This is a genomic window from Pseudomonas sp. c313, assembly GCF_055407145.1.
Map to the genome: position 1 here is coordinate 46005 of NZ_JBUZRD010000002.1, position 26089 is coordinate 72093.

General features: G+C 60.8%; 21 protein-coding genes and 2 riboswitches. Of the genes, 12 read left to right on the forward strand and 9 right to left on the reverse strand.

Annotation, left to right across the window (positions count from 1 at the left end; translation table 11 throughout):
* Window positions 1-30: 30 nt before the first annotated feature.
* Both ACZRKZ_RS05120 and ACZRKZ_RS05125 read right to left on the reverse strand, forming a co-directional pair.
* A complete protein-coding gene (locus ACZRKZ_RS05120; protein ID WP_463980916.1) occupies window positions 31-525 on the reverse strand; it encodes a DUF934 domain-containing protein in 495 nt (164 codons plus the stop codon).
* Window positions 509-2167, reverse strand: a complete 1659-nt coding sequence (locus tag ACZRKZ_RS05125) for a nitrite/sulfite reductase (protein ID WP_463980917.1) — start codon at window positions 2165-2167, stop codon at window positions 509-511. Before ACZRKZ_RS05125 ends, ACZRKZ_RS05120 begins: the two co-directional genes overlap by 17 nt.
* Window positions 2168-2620: 453 nt before the next feature.
* On the opposite strand from ACZRKZ_RS05125, the gene ACZRKZ_RS05130 reads away from it, so the two are divergent.
* Window positions 2621-3700 carry an ABC transporter substrate-binding protein gene (locus ACZRKZ_RS05130; RefSeq protein WP_463981452.1) on the forward strand — a complete coding sequence of 360 codons (1080 nt, stop codon included), beginning with the start codon at window positions 2621-2623 and terminating at the stop codon, window positions 3698-3700.
* A 6-nt stretch (window positions 3701-3706) separates the two neighbouring features.
* Here the strand turns inward: ACZRKZ_RS05130 and ACZRKZ_RS05135 are convergent, their stop codons facing one another.
* The gene (locus ACZRKZ_RS05135) at window positions 3707-3925 is read right to left on the reverse strand and encodes a DUF2970 domain-containing protein (RefSeq protein WP_149415001.1); all 219 of its coding nucleotides are present in this window, start codon (window positions 3923-3925) and stop codon (window positions 3707-3709) included.
* Window positions 3926-3974: 49 nt separating this feature from the next.
* A complete protein-coding gene (gene metH / locus ACZRKZ_RS05140) occupies window positions 3975-7685 on the reverse strand; it encodes a methionine synthase (protein ID WP_463980918.1) in 3711 nt (1236 codons plus the stop codon).
* A 164-nt stretch (window positions 7686-7849) separates the two neighbouring features.
* Here metH and ACZRKZ_RS05145 point away from each other — a divergent pair, with 164 nt between their 5' ends.
* The gene (locus tag ACZRKZ_RS05145) at window positions 7850-10141 is read left to right on the forward strand and encodes a fatty acid cis/trans isomerase (RefSeq protein WP_463970485.1); all 2292 of its coding nucleotides are present in this window, start codon (window positions 7850-7852) and stop codon (window positions 10139-10141) included.
* A gap of 93 nt (window positions 10142-10234) precedes the next feature.
* Window positions 10235-10819, forward strand: a complete 585-nt coding sequence (gene nfuA / locus ACZRKZ_RS05150) for a Fe-S biogenesis protein NfuA (RefSeq protein WP_149415341.1) — start codon at window positions 10235-10237, stop codon at window positions 10817-10819.
* 914 nt (window positions 10820-11733) lie between these two features.
* Here nfuA and cobM read toward each other — a convergent pair.
* The 4 genes from cobM to ACZRKZ_RS05170 all read right to left on the reverse strand — a co-directional run bounded on the left by cobM (window position 11734) and on the right by ACZRKZ_RS05170 (window position 13877).
* Entirely contained in the window at window positions 11734-12480 is a 747-nt protein-coding gene (cobM, locus tag ACZRKZ_RS05155; RefSeq protein ID WP_463980919.1) for a precorrin-4 C(11)-methyltransferase, read from the reverse strand.
* Between the two features lie 82 nt (window positions 12481-12562).
* Complete coding sequence (locus ACZRKZ_RS05160; RefSeq protein WP_463980920.1) at window positions 12563-12976, reverse strand: cobalamin biosynthesis protein; 414 nt, start codon at window positions 12974-12976, stop codon at window positions 12563-12565.
* On the reverse strand, window positions 12973-13677 hold the full coding sequence (locus tag ACZRKZ_RS05165; protein WP_463980921.1) for a CbtA family protein: 705 nt from the start codon (window positions 13675-13677) through the stop codon (window positions 12973-12975). The genes ACZRKZ_RS05160 and ACZRKZ_RS05165 overlap by 4 nt, the downstream gene beginning before the upstream one ends.
* A gap of 11 nt (window positions 13678-13688) precedes the next feature.
* The gene (locus ACZRKZ_RS05170) at window positions 13689-13877 is read right to left on the reverse strand and encodes a CbtB domain-containing protein (RefSeq protein WP_149414599.1); all 189 of its coding nucleotides are present in this window, start codon (window positions 13875-13877) and stop codon (window positions 13689-13691) included.
* 96 nt (window positions 13878-13973) lie between these two features.
* Window positions 13974-14198, reverse strand: a riboswitch (cobalamin riboswitch).
* 42 nt (window positions 14199-14240) lie between these two features.
* Window positions 14241-14442: riboswitch (cobalamin riboswitch) on the forward strand.
* Window positions 14443-14541: 99 nt separating this feature from the next.
* Between ACZRKZ_RS05170 and cobW the strand changes: the two genes are divergently transcribed.
* The 4 genes from cobW to ACZRKZ_RS05190 are packed head-to-tail and all read left to right on the forward strand — an operon-like array spanning window position 14542 to window position 21067.
* The gene (gene cobW, locus ACZRKZ_RS05175) at window positions 14542-15603 is read left to right on the forward strand and encodes a cobalamin biosynthesis protein CobW (RefSeq protein ID WP_463980922.1); all 1062 of its coding nucleotides are present in this window, start codon (window positions 14542-14544) and stop codon (window positions 15601-15603) included.
* 3 nt (window positions 15604-15606) lie between these two features.
* Complete coding sequence (gene cobN, locus ACZRKZ_RS05180) at window positions 15607-19380, forward strand: cobaltochelatase subunit CobN (RefSeq protein ID WP_463980923.1); 3774 nt, start codon at window positions 15607-15609, stop codon at window positions 19378-19380.
* 26 nt (window positions 19381-19406) lie between these two features.
* Entirely contained in the window at window positions 19407-20411 is a 1005-nt protein-coding gene (locus ACZRKZ_RS05185; protein ID WP_463980924.1) for an ATP-binding protein, read from the forward strand.
* A 53-nt stretch (window positions 20412-20464) separates the two neighbouring features.
* Window positions 20465-21067 carry a vWA domain-containing protein gene (locus ACZRKZ_RS05190; protein ID WP_463970478.1) on the forward strand — a complete coding sequence of 201 codons (603 nt, stop codon included), beginning with the start codon at window positions 20465-20467 and terminating at the stop codon, window positions 21065-21067.
* Window positions 21068-21143: 76 nt separating this feature from the next.
* Here ACZRKZ_RS05190 and ACZRKZ_RS05195 read toward each other — a convergent pair whose 3' ends face one another.
* Complete coding sequence (locus tag ACZRKZ_RS05195; RefSeq protein WP_463980925.1) at window positions 21144-22094, reverse strand: DUF1853 family protein; 951 nt, start codon at window positions 22092-22094, stop codon at window positions 21144-21146.
* Between the two features lie 143 nt (window positions 22095-22237).
* Between ACZRKZ_RS05195 and ACZRKZ_RS05200 the strand changes: the two genes are divergently transcribed.
* Genes ACZRKZ_RS05200 through ACZRKZ_RS05220 form a run of 5 tightly spaced genes read left to right on the forward strand, consistent with a single transcriptional unit; the run spans window position 22238 to window position 26083 of the window.
* Window positions 22238-23128, forward strand: coding sequence for an NAD(+) kinase (locus tag ACZRKZ_RS05200; protein ID WP_463970476.1), 891 nt, complete (start codon window positions 22238-22240; stop codon window positions 23126-23128).
* Window positions 23125-24099 carry a metallophosphoesterase gene (locus ACZRKZ_RS05205; protein WP_178114542.1) on the forward strand — a complete coding sequence of 325 codons (975 nt, stop codon included), beginning with the start codon at window positions 23125-23127 and terminating at the stop codon, window positions 24097-24099. Before ACZRKZ_RS05200 ends, ACZRKZ_RS05205 begins: the two co-directional genes overlap by 4 nt.
* On the forward strand, window positions 24096-24965 hold the full coding sequence (locus ACZRKZ_RS05210) for a rhomboid family intramembrane serine protease (protein WP_463980926.1): 870 nt from the start codon (window positions 24096-24098) through the stop codon (window positions 24963-24965). Before ACZRKZ_RS05205 ends, ACZRKZ_RS05210 begins: the two co-directional genes overlap by 4 nt.
* A gap of 30 nt (window positions 24966-24995) precedes the next feature.
* Entirely contained in the window at window positions 24996-25256 is a 261-nt protein-coding gene (locus ACZRKZ_RS05215) for a YeaC family protein (protein WP_133103236.1), read from the forward strand.
* Window positions 25253-26083 (forward strand): DUF2797 domain-containing protein, encoded by an 831-nt coding sequence (locus tag ACZRKZ_RS05220; RefSeq protein ID WP_463970473.1) that lies wholly within the window; start codon window positions 25253-25255, stop codon window positions 26081-26083. Before ACZRKZ_RS05215 ends, ACZRKZ_RS05220 begins: the two co-directional genes overlap by 4 nt.
* Window positions 26084-26089: the final 6 nt, after the last annotated feature.

The following is a 26089-nucleotide window of genomic DNA, read 5'->3' on the forward strand; positions in this document are numbered from 1 at the left end:
GGTTCAGGGCTTAGTGTGGCGGGCTAAAGCTTAACGCCGGCGAAACAACGGCAAAGGCTCATCCGTCGCCGCCTGGTACGTCACCGAGAAGTCCTTGAGACTATCCAGCGCTTCGTACGGGTCTTTGTCCGCCCGTAACGCATAGGCATCAAACCCACAGCGGCGCAGGTAAAACAGCTGGTCGCGTAGTACATCGCCAATCGCCCGCAACTCACCCTTGTAACCATAACGGTCACGCAGCAAGCGGGCGTTGGAGTAGTTGCGACCGTCGGTAAAGGCCGGGAAGTTCAGGGCGATGACCTGGAAGTGCTCCACGTCGTCACCGATCTCTTCGGCTTCTTCATCGGCGTCCAGCCACACACCCAGGCCGCCGTCGCGGGCCTTGAGGGCGTGAGCATGCTCGCGCCAGAGGGCCAGCGGCACAATCAGGTCGTCGCAGTTGGAAATGCCATCGAAGGTCGTGTCCTTGGGCAGCAAGTGCCAGGTTTCGTCGACCACTTCGTTGTTCTTAATGATTCGCTGCATAGACACGCTCCTTGAACAGGTCAATGCCGATGCGCTGGTAGGTGTCGATGAAGCGCTCATCTTCGGTGCGTTGTTCGATGTAGACGTCGATCAACTTGCCGATCACCTCGGGCATGGCTTCCTGGGCGAAGGACGGGCCCAGGATCTTGCCCAGGCTCGCATCGCGACTGGCGCTGCCGCCCAGGGACACTTGGTAGAATTCTGCGCCTTTCTTGTCCACCCCGAGGATGCCGATGTGGCCGACGTGGTGGTGACCACAGGCGTTCATGCAGCCAGAGATATTCAGGTCCAGCTCGCCGATGTCGAACAGGTAGTCCAGGTCGTCGAAACGGCGCTGGATCGATTCGGCAATTGGGATCGATTTGGCGTTGGCCAGGGAGCAGAAGTCACCGCCCGGGCAGCAGATGATGTCGGTCAGAAGACCGATGTTCGGCGTGGCGAAGCCTTGTTCGCGCAACTCGCCCCACAGGGTGAACAACTGGCTCTGTTCAACGTCTGCCAGGATGATGTTCTGTTCGTGGGAGGTGCGCAGTTGGCCGAAGCTGTAGCGCTCGGCCAGGTCGGCGACGCCGTCCAGTTGCTTGTCAGTGATGTCGCCTGGCGCTACGCCGGTCGGTTTCAGCGATAGGGTCACGGCGACATAGCCTGGCTTCTTGTGGGCCAGGGTATTGCGCACACGCCAGCGGGCAAAACCTGGGTGTTGCTGGTCGAGTTCGGCCAACTCGGCGTCCAGATTGCTCAGTGCCTTGTAGTCCGGATCGACGAAGTGCTTGGTGACGCGATGCACTTCAGCGTCGGTCAGGGTGGTCTGGCCGCCGCGCAGGTGTTCCATCTCGGCGTCGACTTTCTGCGCAAAGACTTCAGGCGTCAGGGCCTTGACCAGGATCTTGATCCGCGCCTTGTACTTGTTGTCACGACGGCCATAGCGGTTGTAGACCCGCAGGATGGCGTCGAGGTAGCTCAACAGGTCTTGCCACGGCAGGAACTCGTTGATGAAGGCGCCGACCACCGGGGTACGACCGAGGCCACCACCCACCAGCACACGGAAGCCCAACTCACCGGCGGCGTTGTACACCGGCTCCAGGCCAATGTCGTGGACTTCAATCGCCGCGCGGTCCGAGGTCGAGCCATTGATGGCGATCTTGAACTTGCGCGGCAGGTAGGCGAATTCCGGGTGGAAGGTGGTCCACTGGCGAACGATTTCGCACCATGGGCGGGGGTCGATCACCTCGTCGGCTGCAACGCCGGCGAACTGGTCGGTGGTGACGTTGCGCAGGCAGTTACCGCTGGTCTGGATCGCGTGCATTTGCACGGTGGCCAGTTCTTCCAGAATGTCCGGCACATCTTCCAGGGCCGGCCAGTTGAACTGCACGTTCTGGCGGGTACTGATGTGGGCGTAGCCCTTGTCGAAGTCGCGAGCAATCTTGGCCATCATTCGCGTCTGGCGCGAAGTGAGTTGGCCATAGGGCACGGCAACCCGCAGCATCGGCGCAAAGCGCTGAATATAAAGGCCATTTTGCAAGCGCAGAGGGCGAAACTCTTCTTCGCTCAGCTCGCCTGCCAGATAGCGTCGGGTCTGATCACGGAACTGCTTGACGCGGTCCTCGATGATGCGCTGATCGTATTCGTCGTATACGTACATATAGGTCCTGTTCTCGGCAAATCTGCGCGCACGGCCGCGCACTCCAAACGGAGCCGGCGCACGATACCAGTTTGCGTTTATGCGCAAAAGTGATGTTTAAGTATATGCAAAGAACCAAATCGACTAATGAGATTGATTATTGGATTACCCACATTTGTCACGGGGGCAATCATGGACTTTACTGTGGGCGAGTCTTAATGCAATCACCCATAAAACCGACAAGAGGCGATGCGATGAGCAATCCGACTAAAGCCAGCAAAAGCGACAGTTCCGTGGACGCTTGGGCCATTCTCTTTCTGATTATTTTGGTGGTTTCAACGGCTGTGTTCTGGGTCAGCCATCAATAAAGGACGTTGCCTGAGCTTCGGGGGGTGTCCCGCCGTGGCGATTAGCCGAGATTGAGCGGCTTATTGTCATTACACTGGGCGGCAACTATCTGGGGCTCAGGTAATGATGCTGAAGGTTCTCTACAAGTGTTTGCTGGTGGCGAGTATGCCGTTCTGGGCGATGGCCCATGCAACGTCGGTGGTTTTTCTCAACCCTGGAACCTCGACCGAAACCTTCTGGGTCAACTATGCGCAATTCATGCAGGCCGCCGCCAGGGACCTCGGCCTGGATTTGCGCGTGCGTTATTCCGAGCGCGATCCGCAAAACACCCTCCAGCAGGCCCGCGAAGCTTTACAAGGCTCCCAGCGCCCAGACTACCTGGTGCTGGTCAACGAGCAGTACATTGCCCCGCAAATCCTGCGCCTGTCCCAGGGCAGCGGGGTCAAGTTGCTAATCGTCAATAACGCCCTGACGCCTGACCAGGTGCAACTGTTGGACGCACGTAAATATCCCAACTGGATCGGTAGCCTCGTCGCCAACGACGAGGAGGGCGGTTACCTGATGCTCAAGGAACTGATGCGCATCCATGGCCCGGTCGCCGCCGGCCAAACCCTCGATTTGCTGGCCTTCTCCGGCGCCAAGAACACCCCCACCGCACAGCTGCGTGAACAAGGTTTGCAGCGAGCCCTGGGGGAGCATCCCGAAGTACGCCTGCGCCAATTGGTTTACGGCGAATGGAACCGTCTGCGCGCCTTTGAGCAGGCCACGCTGTTGTTCAAGCGTTATCCGCAGACCACGCTGGTGTGGTCGGCCAATGACGAGATGGCTCTGGGCGCCATGACCGCCCTGCAGAACAGCGGCCGCACGCCGGGCAAGGATGTGCTGTTCAGTGCGGTCAACAGCTCACACCCAGTGCTTGCAGCGCTTCTTGATGGACGGTTGAGCGCGTTGGTGGCCGGGCACTTCACCCTGGGCGGTTGGGCTATGGTACTGGTGCATGACGATGCCAGGGGTGTGGACATCGGCCTGCATGGCGAGCGGGAACGCCAAGAGGCGTTGTTCCAGCTGATTGACCCCGCACAGGCCCGACGCCTTCAAGAGATCAATGCTCATCAGGATTATGACGTGGATTTTCGGGCGCTGTCAGCCGAAGGCAAGCCTGCGACCTACCGTTACCCTTTCAGCTTGCAACTGCTCATGCCCTGATCGCTTTCACACTCCGGCCAAGTGCAACACCAGCTTGACGATGCCAAACAGCGTCAGGGCAAAGATGGCTGTGAACAGGATGCCAAGCACCACGAAATGACTGGGTTTGCCGTGGGTAAAATCGCGGGCGCGATTCTTCCCGCTTTGCACGCCGAAGGCGGCGGCTATCACGCTGTGGAGCATCTGCCAGAAGGTTGGCGGTTTGTGGTTGGCTGGATCGTCCATACATCCCCCGGTGAAGGTGTGTATGGACAGCATAGTCAATCCAGCGCCGTTAGTTGTCGTAACCCAGGTTCGGCGCCAGCCAGCGCTCGCTCACAGCCAGGTCCTGGCCTTTGCGGGCGGTGTAGCTGGCGATCTGGTCCTTGTCGACTTTGCCCACGGCAAAGTACTGCGCCTGCGGGTGGGCGAAGTACCAACCGCTGACCGCTGCCGCCGGGAACATCGCGTAGTGCTCGGTAAGGAACACGCCACTGCGCCCGGCCTGCATTTCGCGGGCTTGAGGGTCGAGCAGCTGGAACAAGGTACCTTTCTCGGTGTGATCCGGGCACGCAGGGTAGCCAGGGGCAGGGCGGATGCCGCTGTATTGCTCCTTGATCAGCGCATCGTTATCCAGTTGCTCGTCCTTGGCGTAGCCCCAGTAGTCCTTACGCACTTGCTGGTGCAACCATTCGGCGCAGGCCTCGGCCAGGCGGTCGGCCAGGGCCTTGACCATGATCGAGTTGTAGTCGTCACCAGCGTCCTGGTAGGCCTTGGCCACTTCTTCGGCGCCGATGCCAGCGGTGGTAATAAAGCCACCCACATAGTCGGTGATGCCGCTGTCTTTGGGTGCGACGAAGTCGGCGAGGGAGAAGTTCGGCTTGCCGTCAGTCTTGATGATCTGCTGGCGCAAGTGGTGCAGTTTTGCCAGAGGCTTGCCGTCATCGCCGTAGACTTCCAGGTCATCGTCCTGCACCTGGTTGGCCGGCCAAAAGCCAAACACGGCGCGGGCGCTGATGAGTTTTTCGTCGATCAGCTTGGCGAGCATTTCCTGGGCATCGGCGTACAACGAGGTGGCGGCTTCACCCACCACTTCGTCAGTGAGGATGCGCGGGAATTTGCCGGCCAGGTCCCAGGAGATGAAGAACGGCGTCCAGTCGATGTACTTGGCCAGCACTTTCAGGTCGATATTGTCCAGCACCTTGGCGCCAGTGAATGTGGGCTTGACCGGGGTGTAAGTGCTCCAGTCGAACTGCGGCTTCTTGGCGATGGCCACCGGGTAGCTCAGGCGTTCAGTGCGGGCGCTGCGGTTGGCGGTGCGCTCACGCACTTCGATGTAGTCCAGGCGGGTTCTCTCGACGAAACCGGCTTTCAACTCCTTGGACAACAACTGCGTCGCCACGCCCACAGCGCGGGAGGCGTCGGTGACGTAGATCACCGCGTCATTGCTGTACTTGGGCTCGATCTTCACCGCCGTGTGGGCCTTGGAGGTGGTAGCACCACCGATCATCAGCGGCAGGTGGAAGTCCTGGCGCTGCATCTCGCGGGCGACGTGCACCATCTCATCCAGGGACGGTGTGATCAGGCCGGACAAGCCGATGATGTCGCACTTCTGTTCCTTGGCCACTTGCAGGATTTTCTCGGCCGGGACCATCACGCCAAGGTCGACGATGTCATAACCGTTGCAACCGAGCACCACGCCGACAATGTTTTTGCCGATGTCATGCACGTCGCCTTTTACCGTCGCCATGAGGATCTTGCCCTTGGCTTCTGGCTTGTCGCCTTTTTCCAACTCGATAAACGGGATCAAGTGGGCCACGGCCTGCTTCATGACCCGGGCGGATTTCACCACTTGGGGCAGGAACATTTTGCCGGCACCAAACAGGTCGCCAACGATGTTCATGCCGGACATCAGCGGGCCTTCGATCACTTCAATGGGGCGGGCGAACGACTGCCGGGATTCTTCGGTGTCTTCGACGATGTGTGAGGTGATGCCCTTGACCAGGGCGTGTTCCAGGCGCTTGTTGACTTCCCAGCTACGCCACTCTTCAGTCTCGGCTTCCTTGACGCTGCCGTCGCCCTTGTACTTGTCGGCAATGGCGAGGAGGGCGTCGGTGCCTTCCGGGGTGCGGTTGAGCACCACGTCTTCCACAGCGTCGCGCAGTTCGGCCGGGATCTGGTCGTAGATCTCCAACTGGCCAGCGTTGACGATGCCCATGCTCAGGCCGTTGCGGATCGCATACAGCAGGAACACCGAGTGAATCGCCTCACGCACCGGGTTGTTGCCACGAAATGAGAATGACACGTTGGACACGCCACCCGAGGTCAACGCATGCGGCAGTTCGTCACGGATGTAGGCACACGCGTTGATGAAATCGACGGCGTAGTTGTTGTGCTCTTCGATACCGGTGGCGACCGCGAAGATGTTCGGGTCAAAGATGATGTCTTCCGGCGGGAAGCCGACTTCATTGACCAGGATATCGTAGGAGCGTTTGCAGATTTCCTTCTTGCGCGCTTCGGTGTCGGCCTGGCCGGATTCGTCGAAGGCCATCACCACCACCGCAGCGCCGTAGCGCTTGCACAGTTTGGCGTGATAAATGAACTGCTCCACGCCTTCCTTCATGCTGATGGAGTTGACGATACCCTTGCCCTGGATGCACTTGAGGCCCGCTTCGATCACTTCCCACTTGGAGGAGTCGATCATGATCGGTACCCGGGAGATGTCCGGCTCGCCGGCAATCAGATTGAGGAAGGTCACCATGGCCTTCTTCGAATCGAGCATCCCTTCGTCCATGTTGATGTCGATCACCTGGGCGCCGGCTTCCACCTGCTGCAGGGCGACTTCCAGGGCTTCGGTGTAGTTGTCTTCACGGATCAGCCTTGCGAAGCGCGCGGAACCGGTGATGTTGGTCCGCTCGCCAACGTTGACGAACAACGAGCTGCGATCAATGGTGAACGGTTCCAGGCCCGACAGGCGGCAGGCCTTGGGGATGTCGGGGATCTGACGTGGCGCATAGCCGGCCACGGCCTTGGCGATGGCTTCGATATGGCCCGGCGTGGTACCGCAGCAGCCGCCGACGATATTGAGGAAACCGCTCTGGGCGAACTCCTCGATGACCTTGGCGGTCTCTTCCGGCAGTTCGTCGTATTCACCGAATTCGTTGGGCAAGCCGGCGTTTGGGTGCGCGGAAACGTAGGTGCTGGCCTTGTTCGACAACTCTTCCAGGTACGGCCGCAGTTCGCTGGCGCCGAGGGCGCAGTTCAGACCGACGGAAATCGGCTTGGCGTGGCAGATGGAGTTCCAGAACGCTTCGGTGGTCTGGCCCGACAGAGTCCGTCCGGACGCATCGGTGATGGTCCCGGAAATCATGATCGGCAGTTCGACACCCAGCTCTTCATAGACGCCTTGCACGGCAAAGATCGCGGCCTTGGCGTTGAGGGTGTCGAAGATGGTTTCGATGAGGATCATGTCCGCACCGCCTTCGATCAGGCCCTTGGTGGCCTCGGTGTAGTTTTCCACCAATTCATCGAAGGTCACGTTGCGGTAGCCGGGGTTGTTGACGTCCGGCGACAGCGAACAGGTACGGCTGGTCGGGCCGAGCACGCCGGCGACAAAGCGCGGCTTGTCCGGGGTCTCCAGGGTTTTCGCGTCGGCAACCTTGCGCGCCAGGCGGGCGCCTTCTACGTTCAATTCATAGGCCAGCCCTTGCATGCCGTAGTCGGCCTGGGACACTTGAGTGGCGTTGAATGTGTTGGTTTCGAGGATGTCGGCGCCGGCATCCAGGTAAGCCTTCTCGATCCCGCCGATCACGTCTGGGCGAGTGAGGATCAGCAGGTCGTTATTGCCCTTGATGTCGCTTGGCCAATCGGCGAAGCGTTTGCCACGGTAGTCCTCTTCCTCCAGTTTGTAGCTCTGGATCATCGTGCCCATACCACCATCGAGGATCAGGATGCGTTCCTTGAGGGCTTGGTGAAGGGCTTGCAGACGAGCGCTACGATCGGGCATGGGACTACTCTGGTCAGGCATTACGGAGGGCGTGGATCATAGCAAACCTGTGCGCTTTTAGAGCATGTTCGGCTTTTGCATGAATATCGCTCATGTTGGGTGAGGGTGCAGATCGGTAGAATCACCGGGATTTTCACCGTATGCATTGAATCGGGACCGGAAACATGTCACTTCGCCTCATCATCAGCGCCGTTCTTGCGCTGATCGCCAGCAGCACACAGGCCCAAGGTCCCGCGCAGAGCCTTTCCTATACCCGTGATATCCAGCCGATTTTCACCGAGAAGTGTGTGGCCTGCCATGCCTGCTACGACTCGGCCTGCCAGCTCAACCTGGGCAGCGGCGAAGGTGCCGCACGGGGCGCGAGCAAGGTTGCGGTCTACGACGGTGAGCGCAGCCAGGCTTCGCAGCCCACGCGCTTGTTTTACGATGCGTTCGGCAAGGCGCAGTGGCAGGCGCTGGGCTTCGGTTCGGTTTTGGACGCCCAAGGCAGCCAGGCGGCGTTGATGGCGCGGATGCTCGACCTGGGCCACAAGACGCCATTGGCGCCCAATGCCAAGTTGCCCGCCGAGATTGTGCTGGGCCTGAACCGGGAAAACATGTGCCCGCTGCCGGGGGAGTTCGATGCCTATGCCAGCGACCACCCCAGGGAAGGCATGCCGCTGGCAGTTACCGGCCTGACCGACCAGCAGTACCAGACCCTGCAACGCTGGTTGGCCTCCGGTGCACCCATCGATGAACAAGGGCTGGCGCCGAGCGCCCAGGAGGCCTTGCAAGTGCAGCAGTGGGAAAACCTGCTCAATCAGCCCGGTGCGCGGGAAAGCCTGGTGGCGCGCTGGCTCTACGAGCATCTGTTCCTTGCCCATATCTATTTAGAGGGCGGCGAGCCGGGGCATTATTTCCAGTGGGTGCGCTCGCGTACGCCCAGCGGCCAGCCGATTGACCTGATCAACACCCGCAGACCCAATGACGACCCGGGCATCCAGGTGTACTACCGCTTGTGGCCGGTGCAAGGGGTTATCGTCCACAAGACGCATATCACGTACCCGTTCAGCGCCGAGAAAATGGCCCGGATCAAGTCGCTGTTCTACAGCGGCGACTGGCAGGTCCACGCGCTGCCTGGCTATGGTCCTGCACGCCGGGCCAATCCGTTCGAGACCTTCGAGGCCATCCCGGCCAAGGCGCGCTACCAGTTCATGCTGGATAACGCCGAATACTTCGTACGCACCTTTATTCGCGGGCCGGTATGCCGTGGGCAAATTGCCACGGACGTGATCCGCGACAACTACTGGACCCTGTTCCAGGACCCCGAGCACGACCTGTACATCACCGACGCCCGTTATCGCGGCCAGACCACGCCGTTGCTGGCGATGCCGGGGCAGAACGACGATGTGGGCAGTGTGTTGAGCCTGTGGCGGGCCTACCGCGACAAGCGCAACGAATACGAAGCCCTGCGCCGGGACAGCTACGCGGATCTGCCGCCGCCGAGTTGGTCGAGCCTGTGGACAGGTAATGACAATGCCTTGCTGTCGATCTTCCGCCATTTCGACAGCGCGTCAGTGAACAAGGGCCTGATCGGCGAAGTACCGCAAACGATGTGGTTGTTCGACTATCCGCTGCTGGAGCGGACCTATTACCAGTTGGCGGTCAACTTTGACGTGTTCGGCAATGTCTCCCACCAGGCGCAGACCCGGCTGTATTTCGACCTGATCCGCAACGGCGCCGAGCAGAACTTCCTGCGCTTGATGCCAGCCGACTCCCGGGACGGATTTCTCGATGACTGGTACCAGAACAGCGGCAAGGTCAAGCTGTGGCTGGACTATGAGGCCATCGATAATGACAAGCCCAGCGGGCTGAAGCTGGATGAGAAGGACCCCAAGCGCGATTTCGCCAACCAGTTGCTTGCCCGTTATGGCGACCTCAATGCCAGCCCTGACCCGATCAACCGCTGCATCGGTGCGTACTGTTCGCGGCCCGCAATTGATCCGGCGTTGCGAGACGTCGAGCAGGCGTTGAGTCGCCTGACCTCCCGACCTGCGGCGGGCCTCAAGGTGATCGAGCAACTGCCTGAAGCGACGATGTTGCGCATCGAGACCCGTAGCGGCAAGCGCGAGGTCTACAGCCTGTTACGCAATCGCGCCCATAGCAACGTAGCGTTCATGCTCGGTGAGGCCTATCGCTATCAGCCTGGTCTGGACACCCTGACCATTTATCCTGGCGTGCTCAGCAGCTATCCGAACTTCATCTTCAATATTGCTGCCGAAGACGTGCCTGAGTTCGTCGAAGACATGGAATACGCCAAGGACGCCAAGCGGTTTGAGAGAATCGTCGACCGCTGGGGTGTGCGTCGCAGTCATCCGCAGTTCTGGCTGTATTTCCACGATTTGTCGCAGTACATCCGTGAAACCACGCCGATGGAAGAGGGCGTATTGGACATGAATCGCTATGAAAACCTTTGATTACGGCGCGTTTTCTTTTCCGACAAAAATACTAGGACTTTGTGCCTCCGCAATGATTGGCGTAAACTGCCGGCAAGCCTGTGAGGATTTTCCATGACTGCCATAACCATTACTGACGCCGCCCACGATTACCTGGCTGATCTGCTGTCCAAGCAGAACACTCCAGGTATTGGTATCCGTGTCTTTATCACCCAGCCTGGCACCCAGTACGCAGAGACGTGCATTGCCTACTGCAAGCCGGGGGAAGAGAAACCCGAAGATACCGCCCTGGGGCTCAAGAGCTTCACCGCGTACATCGACGCCTTCAGCGAAGCCTTTCTTGACGATGCCGTGGTTGACTACGCCACCGATCGCATGGGCGGCCAGTTGACCATTAAAGCGCCTAACGCCAAGGTGCCGAGCGTCAACGCCGACAGCCCGGTCAACGAGCGTATCAACTATTACCTGCAAACCGAGATCAACCCTGGGTTGGCCAGCCACGGCGGCCAAGTCAGCCTGATCGACGTAGTGGATGACGGTATTGCCGTGTTGAAATTCGGCGGCGGTTGCCAGGGCTGTGGCCAGGCGGACGTGACCTTGCGCGAAGGCATCGAGCGCACCTTGCTTGAGCGGGTTCCCGAGCTCAAGGGTGTACGTGATGTGACTGACCACACGCAGAAAGAAAACGCCTACTACTAAGGTGTTCGCTGCGAGCATGAAAAACGGCGCCCCGTGAGCGCCGTTTTTTTATGAGCTTAATTCAATGGGTTATATGGGTTTTGTAATAATTAGGGTTAAGTGTGGGGGCAGGTTTGAGTACATATCCGTTGCTGCGGTAATGGCGACTTAGGGTTATGCCCTTACGGCGTGTCACTTTGCAAAAGCGGCAAAGTAACCAAATGTATGGTCAGCCCCACCACTTGGTGCCTCGCCTAGGCTCGGCGTACCCTCACCGTGGGTCGCCGCGCTGGGCCATCCCTGGCCCAGCGCGGCTAAACCGGCGTCCTGCCGGTTTACCCACTGCGCAACACCTGCGTTCGGCCTCTGGTTTTATGGGCAGGCAGATCAAGAGCCATCCGTTTTTCTGTAGGAGCGAGGGGGACGCCTAGTTCTTGCTCGCGAAGAACCTGAGGGCACCGCGGTGATTCAGGGAGCCAGCGTCATCGTTAACGACCATCGCGAGCAAGCTCGCTCCTACAGGTGGCAGTGGGTCCGCTCTTGCTTTTCACCACTCAGGTCGGCTACCAGGCCGCCGTGCTTTTGCTTTTGCTTTTGATCTAAGGCGCCCCGTTAACCACGATGGCTGAACGCAGGCATTGATCCGTGGGTAAACCGGCAGGACGCCGGTTTAGCCGCGCTGGGCCAAGGATGGCCCATCGCGGCGGCCCACGGAGCAATGCCGGAGTGAAGGCATGCCGAGCCTAGGCGAGGCACCAAGTGGTGGGGCAAGAGCCTTTTGGTTACTTTTGGGCTCTTTTCAAAAGTGACACGCCGTAAGGGCGTAACCCTAAGCCGCCCTGACTAAAATAACGGATATGTACCCAACCCAACCCAACCCAACCCAACCCAACCCAACCCAACCCACAGGGTTTTGCATTAGCATCCGGGAATACTCAAGGCCGATATAAGTGCGCATGACCTGCGCGATACAACGATGACTCGCTGAAACCGTCACTGGCCAACACCCGGCCCACCACAATCAACGCCGTCCGCCTGAACCCCTTGGCCGCTACCTTTTCGGCAATATCCGCCAACGTACCGATAACCCAATCCTGATCTGGCCAGGTTGCACGATGCACCACGGCAATCGGGCAGTCGGGGCCGTAGTGAGGCAGCAGTTCAGCGACGATCTTCTCCAGATGATTGACCCCCAGATGAATCGCCATAGTCGTACCGTGGCTGGCCAGACTACTAAATGACTCTCCCGCCGGCATCGCAGTTTTATCGGCATAGCGGGTCAGGATCACGCTCTGGGCGATATCCGGCAGGGTCAGTTCAGCCTCCAGCAGCGCCGCACAGGCGGCCACGGCTGTCACGCCCGGAATGATCTGGAAGGGAATGCCCAGCTCCCGCAGCCAGCGAATCTGCTCGCCAATCGCACCATACAAGCTAGGGTCGCCGGAATGCACCCGTGCCACGTCCTGGCCGTTTTCGTGGGCGGCCTTGATCAAACCGATGATCTGCTCAAGGTGTAGTTCGGCGCTGTTGATCACCTGTTCGGCCTGATGACCTTCCAGCACGGCGGCCGGTACCAGCGAGCCCGCATAAATGATCACCGGGCAGCTGCGAATCAGCCGCTGGCCCTTGACGGTAATCAGTTCGGGATCGCCGGGGCCCGCACCGATGAAAAAGACGGTCATGACGGTTTCCTATGCAAAAAAACAAGCGTGCAAGGCTTCAGATGAAGATTGCTCATGATCAAGGCTGGCGATTATCGAGATTTTAGCCGCAACTGGCTAACGCAAAGGTGGCCTGGGCGTTTTTCTGACGAGTGATCAGCAGCCTCGCCGACCCCTGGGCCAAGTGTTCAGCCAAGGCCAGGGCGGCACTTTCGGCAACGCCATGGCAGCCCGTATGGGCGAAGGCGATAGCCGACTTGTGGCTCAGCCGGGGTTCATACAATACCAATTGCCCGGCACTGAAAAACTGCAGCGGCAGGTTCAAGGCCTTGGCCAATGCCAACAGCCCTGGTTCATCCTGTTTGAGATCAATACTGGCCAGTGCAGTGATGCGTTGGCGATCGATGCCGCCCTCGTCGAGGGCCTTGTTGAACAGGGCAAGCAGGGTGTCAGTGTCGCAGCCACGCTGGCAACCCAGGCCGACCACCAGGGTCGGCGCTGTGTTGTCAGTGGTCATGCCGAGTATTGATCGTCACGGTTACGGCGAAACAGCCAGGCGCTGATCAGGCCCAGGGCCAGCCAGAAGGCAACGTTGGTCAATTGCGAGGCAATCTTGAACTGCGCTTCCAGCGCTTCAGGAGCCAGCATTGAATGGGCTTCCGGTTGCGGCGCGCCAATCACATGGGGCACCGCCAGGATTGCCACGCCCAACACTTTCAGCAGCCAGTTGCGACCGAACACGATCAACGCAATACCGGCGGCAGTGGAACCGGCCGTGCCGATCCACCAGATTTGCCGTTGCGCCAGGTCAGCCGCAGCAGTGCCCGGCAGTTCCGGTGGCAGGCCAAGGGTTGGCGCGAGGACGAAGGTTGCATAACCCGCCAGGCCCCACAGCAGGCCTTGAGCGGTGCGGGTTGGCGCACGCAAGGTGTAGAGGCCGGCCAGCATCAGCGCGAAGCCGACCGCGACCACCAGGTTGCCGCCCGTGGTGGACAGTACGCGCTGCCAGCCGTTTTCCGGCTCCCAGGCTTCGGCGTCGTGGCTGTGAGCGGCAGCGGTGCCGTTGGCATGCTCATGCACCTGGGTAGCCGCGGGGGCGTTTTCGAAGGTTTCCGCCTGGAGAATCAGCGGCGCGACCCAGAAGCTTTGCAGCAGGGTCAGCAACAGGGCAGCCAACAGGCCAGTGAAACCTGCGGTTTGGGCAATTCGCTTGATCATGTTGGCAGGTCTCAATGGCACGGGAACGCGGCGCTGTGGCGGGTATCGTGGGCGGCGTTGTGCACGGCCTCAATATGGGAGAAACCGGCGAAATACACCAGGCACGCGCCCAGAATCGACGCACCGATGGCGGCGGTCAGGCGTTGGCTCAAGGTGGCGGTGTTGCTTGCGGTATGCGAGGTGCTGCTGATGATCGACATGGCACGTCCCTTTCGAGTGTCAGGGTGAAACGAGCGCATGAAAACCCTGCGAGCCAGGCACGCAGAGTTCTGAACAGCGCCCGCCCACCGCGGGTTTGTTATTTGATTGATCGGGCCGGTCTCCGGGCTTGCGAGGGGGCTCTTGAAAAGAGTCGACCTAAAAGCATCGCCTTCCCATGCCATCTCGGCACAGTGGATCTGATGCTTCGCTCGCTTACCGTTGCGGGGGCAGCACCGGACTGGTCATGGCTTGAGTCAAGCACATGATTTACCGGTTTCCCGTTTCACCCTGTGAAGGGCACCCGAAACAAGATGTGTAGGAGAGCATGGGTGAGGGATGGTAGTCAAATTGACCGAGCCCCTGTAGCCTTGCGCCTTCGAGGTTCTTCGGCCCAGGTCGAAGCTAAGAAGGGAACGCGGTTGATGCCGCGGCTGCCCCCGCAACTGTAAAGGGTTGATCTGACTGCCACGCCACTGCCTGAACAAGGCGGGAAGGCGCAGCCAGCGCCAGTCGCAAGACCGGCAAGCCCCAAGCCAGGAGACCTGCCTCGCTACGATTCTCAACTTTCAACCGGGCGGGGTGATCCGGTGGCGAAATGGGCTTCTGCGCGCCGCCGCAGGGCCAATCGTCCCGTCTGCCCGCCACCTTGCCAAAGGGCATCCGATGAAAACACTGGCCAAACTCCCCGTCACCATCGTTACCGGCTTTCTCGGTTCGGGTAAAACCACCTTGTTGCGCCATATGCTCGACAACGCTCAGGGCCGCCGCATCGCCGTGATCGTTAACGAATTCGGCGAGCTGGGCATTGACGGTGAAATTCTCAAACAGTGCTCCATCGGTTGCACCGAAGAAGAAGCCAACGGCCGCGTGTATGAACTGGCCAACGGTTGCCTGTGCTGCACCGTCCAGGAAGAGTTCTTCCCGGTAATGCGCGAGCTGGTAGCCCGTCGCGGCGACCTCGACCACATTCTCATTGAGACCTCGGGCCTGGCCCTGCCAAAACCGTTGGTCCAGGCCTTCCAATGGCCGGAAATTCGCAGCGCCTGCACCGTTGATGCGGTGATCACCGTGGTCGACAGCCCGGCCGTGGCTGCTGGCACCTTCGCTGCGTTCCCGGATCAGGTGGATGCCCAGCGCAAACTTGACCCGAATCTGGACCACGAATCGCCGCTGCACGAGCTGTTCGCCGACCAACTGGCCAGCGCCGACCTGGTGATCCTCAACAAATCCGACCTCATCAGCGCCGAAGACCTGGCCCGCGTGCGCCTGGAAGTGGCTGAAGAGTTGCCGCCAGCGGTGAAGATCATCGAAGCCAGCAGCGGTCGCGTGCCATTGGACGTGTTGATTGGCCTGGGCGCCGGTTCCGAAGAACACATCGACAGCCGCCACAGCCATCACGATCATCATCACGAAGGTGAAGACGACCACGACCATGACGCCTTCGACTCGATTTCCATCGAGCTGCCACAAGCCGACGAAAGCCTGCTGCTCGATGCCTTGACCCAACTGGTGGTCCAGCACGGCATCCTGCGGGTCAAGGGCTTCGCCGCAGTCCCCAACAAGCCAATGCGCCTGCTGATCCAGGGCGTGGGCACCCGTTTCGACAAGCACTTCGACCGCGCCTGGCGCGCCGATGAGCCGCGCGCCACACATCTGGTGCTGATCGGCCAGGAACTGGACGCCACCTTGCTCGAAGCGCAATTGCGCGCTGCCCTCAGCGTTTAAGCCATGCACCTGCTCAGGACCCAGCCCGGCGGTTTCGTCTCGGATGACAACATTGCCGACCTTGGACAAACCCCCGCCGAACTGGTGATCCTGTGCAGCGGCGACTCCAGCCTGGCGCTGCTGGCCGAAGCTGCCCAGCAGTTGCCCGAGGATTACCCGAGCCTGCGCCTGGCCAACCCGATGCAGGTGCAGAACCACGCCTCGGTCGACCTGTATGTCGATGAGGTGCTGCGCCACGCCAAGGTCATCCTGATTTCACTGCATGGTGGGATCGGTTATTGGCGTTACGGTATCGAGCGTTTGGTGCAGTTGGCCGAGCGCGGTGTGCAACTGATTTTGGTGCCGGGTGACGACCGTCCAGACCCGGAACTCAGCGGCCTGAGTACCGTCAGCGCGCAAGAGCGCGATCGGCTCTGGCACTTCCTGCGCCAGGGCGGCTTGGGCAATGCGCTGGATTTCTATCGCTGCCTGGCCAACGGGTATCTGGGGCGCGACTATGGCTGGTCCGAGCCGCAAATCCTGCCGCGTACGGCGATCTATCATCCCCATAAAGCCAACGCGTGCCTGAGTGATTGGCAGGCCGACTGGCAGCCCGATCTTCCCGTGGCAGCAGTGCTGTTCTACCGCTCCCATTTGCAGGCAGCCAATACCGGCTTTATCGATGTGTTCTGCCAGCGCCTGCAGGCAGCGGGGTTGAACCCATTGCCCATGGCTGTGGCCAGTTTGAAAGAGCCCGGCTGCCTGACGGTGGTCGAGGACTTGCTGGATGAGGTGCAGGCTTCGGTGATTCTCAATACCACCGGTTTCGCCCAATCCAGCCCCGAAGCGCCGCACTTGCGACCGTTTCGCCGCAATATCCCGGTGATCCAGGCCATTTGCGCCCAGGACAACGAACCCGCCTGGCAGGCCAGCGAGCAAGGCCTTGGCCCCCGTGACCTGGCAATGCACATTGCGTTGCCGGAGCTGGACGGGCGGATCATCAGCCGCCCCATCAGCTTCAAGGACCTGGCTTGGCGCAGCGAGCGCAGCCAGTCGGATGTGGTGTGCTACCGGGCGCAACCTGAGCGCATGGACTTCGTCGCTAACCTGGCGCGGCGCTGGGTCGACCTGGCGCGGGTGCCGAATGCTGAAAAACGCATCGCCTTGATTCTCGCCAATTATCCAACCCGTGATGGCCGCATCGGTAATGGCGTAGGCCTCGATACCCCGGCCGCCGCGCTGAATATCCTGCGGGCGTTGCAGATTGAAGGTTATCCGCTGCCGGACGTGTTAGCGCAAAGTGGTACGCAACTGATCCAGGATTTGCTGGGCGGTATCACCAACGACCTCGACAGCCTCGACCTGCGCCCCTGCCATCAAAGCCTGGGCCTGGACGACTACGAGGCAATGTTCAACCGCCTGCCTGAAAGCAATCGGCAGGCGGTGCTCGCACGCTGGGGTTCGCCGCACACCGACCCGATGTTCCGCGACGGCCGCATGATGATCGCCGGGCTGCGCTTGGGCTTGACGTTTATCGGTATCCAGCCGGCCCGGGGTTATCAGGTCGACGCCAGCGCGGTGTATCACGACCCGGACCTGGTGCCGCCCCACGGTTACCTGGCGTTCTACTTCTGGTTGCGCCAGACCTACGGCGCCCACGCAGTGATTCACGTTGGCAAGCACGGCAATCTGGAGTGGTTGCCCGGTAAAGGCGTCGGGCTTTCGGAAAATTGCTGGCCGGATGCATTGCTTGGCCCGCTGCCGAATATCTATCCGTTTATCGTCAATGATCCGGGCGAGGGTGCCCAGGCCAAGCGTCGCACCCAGGCGGTGATCATCGATCACCTGATGCCGCCGCTGACCCGCGCCGAAACATACGGCCCATTGCGTAACCTGGAACTGCTGGCCGACGAGTATTACGAAGCGCAACTGCTCGACCCGCGTCGAGCCAGAGAGCTGCAAAAGGACATCCTCAAGCTGGTGCGGGAAACTCGCATCGACCAAGAGTTGGCGCTGGACGAAAACCTCGACAGCGACGCCGATGCGGCGATCTGGCTGCCGCGCCTGGATACTTACCTGTGCGATCTGAAGGAGTCGCAGATTCGCGACGGCTTGCATATCTTCGGTGAATCACCCGTTGGCCGCTTGCGCATCGACACGTTGCTGGCTTTGCTACGCATTCCCCGTGGCGATGGCCGTGGTTCGCAATCGAGTTTGCTGCGGGTGTTGGCCAAGGCTTTCGAACTGGGCTTCGATCCGCTGGATTGCGCCCTGGCCGAGCCATGGGCCGGGCCTCGCCCCGAGGTATTACACACGATCGATCCACAGTTGTGGCGCACCGCTGGCGACACCCGTGAGCGCTTGGAACTGTATGCCGCGCGCTTGATTGAACAGGCGCTTGAAGGGCCGGTCGAGCAACTTGAAGAGCCCGGCTGGCACGACGTCAAGGCGGTGATCGAAAGCCTGCGCATCGTCGTCGCTCCGCGCCTGGATGCCTGCGGCCCGGCGGAGATGCGCGGCTTGCTGGATGCCCTGAGCGGGCGCTTCGTCCCCGCCGGTCCCAGCGGCGCGCCCAGCCGTGGTCGGTTGGACGTGCTGCCCACCGGGCGTAATTTTTTCTCGGTGGATGTGCGCAACCTGCCGACCACCACCGCCTGGCGCATTGGTTTCCAGTCAGCCAGCCTGATTCTTGAGCGGCACCTGCAAGACCATGGAGACCACCTGCGTCAGCTCGGCCTGTCGGTGTGGGGCACTGCTACCATGCGTACCGGCGGCGATGACATCGCCCAGGCCATGGCGCTGATGGGCGTGCGCCCTGTGTGGGCCACCGGCAGTCAGCGGGTGGATGACTTTGAAATCTTGCCGTTGAGCCTGCTGGATCGTCCGCGCGTTGATGTCACGCTGCGGGTCTCGGGGTTCTTTCGCGATGCCTTCGCCAACCTGATCCGGTTGTTTGATGCTGCGGTGCAAGCGGTCGCCGCGTTGGATGAGCCCGATGATATGAACCCGCTGGCTGCCAAGGTGCGCAGCGAGCGAGAGGCCTTGCGCTTGTCCGGTCTGGATGAAGAAGCCGCTGCCAAGCAAGCCGGCTGGCGGATCTTCGGGGCCAAACCGGGTGCTTACGGCGCTGGCGTGCAGGGCGCAATCGACGGTCGTCTGTGGCAGAGCCGCGAAGACCTGGCCGAGGTGTACCTCAATTGGGGCGGTTACGCTTATGGCGGCTCCGATGAAGGTACCGCCGCCCGCGAACAGTTCGCCCAGCGTCTGAGCCAGGTCCAGGCGGTGTTGCAGAACCAGGACAATCGCGAGCACGACCTGCTTGATTCCAACGATTACTACCAGTTTCAGGGTGGCATGCTCGCCGCCGTGGAAACCCTGAGTGGCGACAAGGCCGCCAGTTATCATGGCGACCACAGCCAGCCGGACCTGCCGAAAATCCGCACCTTGAAGGAAGAGCTGAACCGGGTGATCCGCGCCCGTGCAGCGAATCCCAAGTGGATCGAAGGGGTCAAGCGCCATGGCTATAAAGGCGCGTTCGAGATGGCGGCAACGGTCGATAACCTGTTTGCCTTTGACGCCACCACCGCGCTGATCGACGATCACCAGTACGCGCTGTTGGCCGACGCCTATTTGCTCGACCCTGACACCCGTGCTTTCGTGCAGCAACATAATCCCGACGCCTTGCGCGACATGACCGAACGCATGCTGGAAGCCCAGCAGCGGGGTATGTGGCAGGAGCCTGGGGCGTACCGCGAGGCGTTGGAAAATTTGTTGTTGGATATAGAAGAAGACAACTGAGTCACAGCACTCACCGAGAACTCGCGATGACTGATACCCCTCATTTCCCGCTGTCCGCCGTTGTCGGCGCCGATGACCTCAAGCTGGCCCTGTGCCTGACCGCCATCGACCCGAAAATCGGCGGCGTACTGATCGAGGGCCCGCGCGGCATGGCCAAGTCCACCTTGGCCCGTGGCCTGGCGGACCTGTTGGCCAGCGGTCAGTTCGTCACGCTGCCCTTGGGCGCCACCGAAGAACGGCTGATAGGCACCCTCGACCTCGACGCGGCGCTGGGCGAAGGCCGGGCACAGTTTTCCCCTGGCGTGCTGGCCAAGGCCGACGGCGGCGTGCTTTACGTCGATGAAGTCAACCTGTTGCCCGATCATCTGGTGGATCTGCTGCTGGACGTGGCCGCCAGCGGCACCAACCTGATCGAACGTGACGGCATTTCCCATCGGCATTCGGCGCGCTTCGTGCTGATCGGCACCATGAACCCGGAAGAAGGCGAGTTGCGCCCGCAGTTGCTCGATCGCTTCGGGCTCAACGTGGCCCTGAGTGGGCAAACCCTGCCTGTCGAACGTGGGCAGATCATCCGCCGCCGCCTGGATTTTGACAGCGATCCCCAAGGGTTCTGCGCACAGTGGGCCGATCAACAGGCGGCGCTGCGTGAGCGTTGCACCCAGGCGCGGGCAGTGCTGGAAAGTATTCCCCTGGATGACCGGGCGTTGGCCGAGATCACTGAGCGTTGCTTTGCCGCTGGGGTCGACGGTTTGCGTGCCGACTTGGTCTGGCTGCGTGGCGCTCGAGCCCATGCCGCGTGGCGTGGGGCTGGCGCTATCAGCGTGGAAGATATCGAGGCCGTGGCTGAGTTCGCCCTGCGTCACCGCCGTCAGGAACACTCCCCGCCGGCGAGCCCGCCTACTACAGGTCAATCATCGAAGCCCGCCGACTCATCGCCTGCCCAGGGCCAAGGGCTGTGGGGCGATATGCCTGCGCCCGCATTGTCGGTCGGGGCTCGGCGGGATGTTCCGACCTGGCCAAAAAAGCCCTAGGCATTCGCCCTCGACCTGACGCGGGGGCGGATGCCCGACCCAAGGCGGGTCGATTGGACAAGGGCAGGCAAGGGCAGGCGCGAACCGCCAACCAGGGCTCGATCAACTGGCCGGGTACCTTGCTTGGCGGGCGACCGCAACGCCGCGAGGATTTGCTGTACCGCCTGCGCAACCGCTCACCCCATGAGTTGTGGCTGGTGATTGTCGATGCGTCGGCATCTACTCGGCGGCATCAAGCGCTGAGCGACGCCAAGGGCTTGCTGGCGCAGGTATTTGATGATGCTTATCGCCAGCGCGCCCGGATGGCGTTGCTGACGGTGAGCGGTCAGTTGCCCAAATGGCAGGTGCAGGGGTTGAAGGCGGCGAAAGGGCTGAGCCGGTGGCTCGACGAGCTCGGCGCTGGCGGCGGCACGCCATTGCTGGCGGCACTTGGCGAGGCCGGAGACTGGTTGGTTGCCCGGCGCAAACGCTATCCGGCGGAGCAGCAGCGATTGCTGGTAATCACTGATGGGCGACTTAAGGATGTGATGGGATTAGCGCAGCTCGACTGTCCGGGATTGCTGGTGGATATCGAGCGGGGGCCGATCAGGCTGGGCCGCGCCAAAGAGCTGGCTCTGGGGTTGAATGTGGATTATCGGCATATCGATAGCCTTTAACGGCGGACTCATTGTTCCTTGTAGCTGTCGAGCCTCGCTGGGGCTCGACAACTGCGGGGCCAATTCCAGATCTCATTCAACCAGCACCCGGCACATTCGGCCAAAGGTCTGCCACCAGAAATAACCGCTCGGCTTCCTCCCAATCGCCGACGCTATTTTCAGCCAGTCGTACCAGCAGTTGCGCCGGCGCTATTGGGTCCAGCTGCGCCAGCCAGCCTTGCATCTGCTCTTCATTCCACACCTGATCAGCCGGGTAATGCGCGGGCGCGAGCCAGGCATGGCGGGGCAAAGGCTGCCAGCGTCCAGGCGGGCTTTGTTTGGCAAACCTTGGCCAGTCCCTCTGATGCAACCAACGCCCATTCAAGTGCTGCGGATGCGCACCAGTCGGAGCCTGGGCAATACCAGGCCACGGATACAGCAAGTACCCGCCCAGCCACAAGTGTGCATCAAAGTGCTGGATACCCAGCGCTGCCAGGGCTTCACGGCTTTCCGGGCGGGCAGAAATTGGCAATTGATGCTGCGCCAGGTGAGCCAGCTTGCGGTCCAGCCGATCGTGACAGCCAGGCCCCAGCCATTGCGCTGTATCGCGGCCGTCACCCTCTGCAGGTCCCAGATACAGCTTGATAGCCAGTTCCAAGTGATGCACGCCATCGCGGTCGCGCAGCAACATGTCCAACTCACCGAGGGTATGCCCGGCCTGGCGGATCGGCAGGTTGGCGGCCAGCAGTTCCACTCCCGGCGCGTGCTGCACGGCGAATTGCCACAACCGCTCGTAATACAAGCCCAGGCGCCGTGTTCGGGCCTGGTTCAACCAGTGCTGCAAGGTGCTGCTGTCCTGGTCCAACTGGCGCAGCCATTGTTCCAACTGGTGCGGCGCCTGCACCCAATCGCTGCCTGCCAGCGGATGGCGTTGCGGCCAGGGTGTTTGCGCCAGCATCGGTGGGGCGAGCATCACCCACGCCAGATCGCGTACCTCGGGGTGGCACAACTGGCGGGGCAGGTTCTGTAAATCAGCGAACAGAGTCATGGTCCGAGCATAGCCTTTTACGCGGGCATACGTGGCTGAGAACCGTTGTCGTCTGGCCCTCGCGGCGACAAAGGATTTTGTCTAACGCCGCCTTTCGCCCATAATCGTTCTTTTTTGCCAGACCCCAACCCTGCAGGAGCCCCATGGAGCAATTTCGCAATATCGGCATTATCGGTCGCCTGGGCAGTACACAGGTGCTGGACACCGTCCGCCGGCTGAAGAAGTTTCTGCTTGAGCGCCACCTGCATGTGATTCTCGAAGACACCATCGCCGAGATTCTGCCGGGCCATGGCCTGCAAACCTCTTCGCGCAAGATGCTCGGCGAAGTCTGCGACATGGTCATCGTGGTCGGCGGCGACGGCAGCCTGCTGGGCGCTGCGCGTGCGCTGGCCCGGCATAACGTGCCGGTGCTGGGGATCAACCGTGGCAGCCTGGGGTTTCTCACCGACATTCGCCCCGATGAGCTGGAAGTCGAAGTGGCCAAGGTGCTCGACGGCCATTACCTGGTGGAAAACCGCTTCCTGCTGCAGGCCGAAGTGCGCCGCCACGGCGAAGCCATCGGCCAGGGCGATGCTCTCAACGATGTGGTGCTGCACCCCGGCAAGTCGACGCGGATGATCGAGTTCGAACTGTACATCGACGGCCAGTTTGTCTGCAGCCAGAAGGCCGATGGCCTGATCGTCGCCACGCCCACGGGTTCCACGGCCTACGCGCTGTCGGCGGGTGGCCCGATCATGCATCCCAAGCTCGACGCCATTGTGATCGTGCCGATGTACCCCCATATGTTGTCCAGCAGGCCCATCGTGGTCGATGGCAACAGTGAGCTGAAAATCGTGGTGTCCAAAGACATGCAGATATACCCGCAAGTCTCCTGTGATGGGCAGAACCATTTTACCTGCGCCCCCGGTGACACCATCACCATCAGCAAGAAGGCGCAGAAACTGCGGCTGATCCACCCACTGGACCACAACTATTACGAAGTCTGCCGGACCAAGCTGGGCTGGGGCAGCCGCTTGGGGGGTGGAGGCGACTGATGCTCGATCCCGCGCGTAGCTACGACCTGATTGGTGACGTGCACGGTTGCGCTCATACCCTTGAGCACTTGCTCGACCTGTTGGGTTACCACAAACAGGGCGGCACCTGGCGCCACCCGTCGCGCATGGCCGTGTTCCTCGGCGATATTATCGACCGTGGCCCGCGCATCCGTGAAGCGCTGCATATCGTCCACGACATGACCGAGGCCGGCCAGGCGCTGTGCATCATGGGCAACCATGAGTTCAACGCCCTGGGCTGGAGTACGCCAGCGCCGCCGGGCAGCAGCAAACAGTTTGTGCGCGAGCGCACGCCACGCCACGCCAGGCTGATCCACGAGACCTTGGAGCAGTTCGAACAGCACCCGGCAGACTGGCATGACTTCCTCGGCTGGTTCTACGACATGCCGCTGTTTGTCGATGCCGGGCGCTTTCGCGTGGTACACGCCTGCTGGGACGACGGTTTTATCGCACCCCTGCGTGCGCACTTCCCTGACGGCTGCATTGACCAGCATTTCCTGCAAGCCGCTGCTGTGCCGGGCAGTTTCGCCAGCAATGCCTTCGACCGTCTGTTGCGGGGCACTGACATGCGCCTGCCGGACGGCTTGACGCTGACCGGTGGCGATGGCCTGACACGGTCGTTTTTCCGCACCAAGTTCTGGGAAGACGACCCGAAGACCTACGGCGATATCGTGTTCCAGCCCGATGCACTGCCGGAACCGGTGGCCGCTACGCCGCTGTCTTCCACTGAAAAGAGTTCCCTGCTGCGCTATGGCGTCGACGAGCCATTGCTGTTCGTCGGCCATTACTGGCGCAGTGGCAAGCCGGCGCCAATCCGTCCCAACCTGGCCTGCCTGGATTACAGCGCCGTGCTCTACGGAAAATTGGTCGCTTATCGGCTGGATCAGGAAAGTCGCCTGGACCCGCACAAGTTTGTCTGGGTCGATGTCGAGCGCCCTGAGGTGATTTCATGAGTACCGTTGCAGTATTGCGCTTGCCCTTGACCGTGGACTTGGGTGGTTTCGTCAAACTGTTGCAGCGCATGCAAGTGCCCCATCGCGTCAGTGAGGAAGCGGGGGAGCAGGTGCTGTGGGTGCCTGATGCCATCAGCGAGGATGTGCGGACCCTGTATCAGCGTTTTCCCGCTGGTGATCCGCAGCAGCAACTGGATATTCCAGAAGAGCCAGTCGCCAAGCGCCCTGGTTTTCTCCAGCAACTGCGCCATAGCCCGCTGACCGCAGCAATTTTGTTGCTCAGCCTGATCGTCGGCGCGGTGACCATGCTTGGCGATAACCTGCAAGCCATGAGCTGGCTGACCTTCCTGGACTTCCATGTAGCCGGCGAGTATCTGTATTTCACACCCCTGGCCGACAGCCTGGCGGCGGGGCAGTGGTGGCGGTTGGTGACGCCGATGCTGATCCACTTTGGCATCCTCCACCTGGCCATGAACGGCATGTGGTACTGGGAGCTGGGGCGGCGCATCGAGTCGCACCAGGGCAGTATCAATCTGCTGGGCCTGACCCTGTTGTTCAGCCTGGTCTCCAACTACGCTCAGTACTATTTCGGCGGTCCCGGCCTGTTTGGCGGGTTGTCCGGCGTGCTGTATGGCCTGCTGGGGCATTGCTGGATCTATCAAATGCTTTCGCCAAACCCGGCGTATCGCCTGCCCCGTGGGGTGCTGGTGATGATGCTGGTGTGGTTGCTGCTTTGCTTGTCGGGCCTGGTCTCGATGATCGGTTTCGGCGAAATCGCCAACGCCGCCCACGTTGGCGGGTTGGTAGTCGGTTGCCTGACCGGCTTGTTGGGCGGGCTGTACAGCCGCCGCAAACAAGCCCTTTGAATATCTCCTAATTAGTTAAGGAAGAGTCTTATGTCCTCTTTTGCTGAAATGATCGAAAACATCACCCCGGACATCTACGAGAGCCTCAAGCTCGCCGTGGAAATCGGCAAGTGGTCCGATGGCCGCAAGCTCACCGCTGAACAGCGTGAACTGTCCCTGCAAGCGGTCATCGCCTGGGAGCTGCAAAACCTGCCGGAAGACCAGCGCACTGGCTACATGGGCCCGCAAGAATGCCAGTCGAAGTCGACCACCGTGGAAAACATCCTGTTCAAGTCGGATGCCATCCATTGATTGAGATTGGCCGTGGTGCAGTCAGCAAGATGTCGGCGCAGTTGGGCTCGCCGACCGTTCAATATGCCTTTCGCCTGGGCGATGCCGAGGTGCCGGTCAATCCGTTGATCGGGACTACCGTGCGCCTGGAATACTTGGGCGCGATCCATTGCAGCCATTGCGGACGCAAGACCAAGACCAGTTTCAGCCAGGGTTACTGCTACCCGTGCATGACCAAGCTGGCCCAGTGCGACCTGTGCATCATGAGCCCCGAGCGCTGCCACTTTGACGCAGGCACCTGCCGCGATCCGGCCTGGGGTGAAAAATTCTGCATGACCGACCACGTGGTGTACCTGGCCAACTCGTCGGGGGTCAAGGTCGGTATCACCCGTGCCACCCAGCTGCCGACGCGCTGGCTGGACCAGGGTGCCAGCCAGGCACTGCCAATCATGCGCGTGGCCACCCGTCAGCAATCCGGTTTCGTCGAAGACGTGTTGCGCAGCCAGGTGGCAGACAAGACCAATTGGCGAGCACTGCTCAAGGGCGATGCCCCTGCAGTGGACCTCAAACAGGTGCGTGACGAGCTGTTTGCTTCCTGTGCCGAAGGATTGTTGAGCTTGCAGGAACGCTTTGGCCTACAAGCCATCCAACCTGTGGCTGACATCGAGCCTATCGAAATCCGCTACCCGGTGGAGCAGTATCCCACCAAGATTGTCAGCTTCAACCTGGACAAGAACCCGATTGCCGAGGGCACGCTGATGGGGATCAAGGGCCAGTACCTGATCTTCGATACCGGCGTTATCAATATTCGTAAATACACGGCTTACCAGCTCGCCGTGCATCAGTAGAAGGAT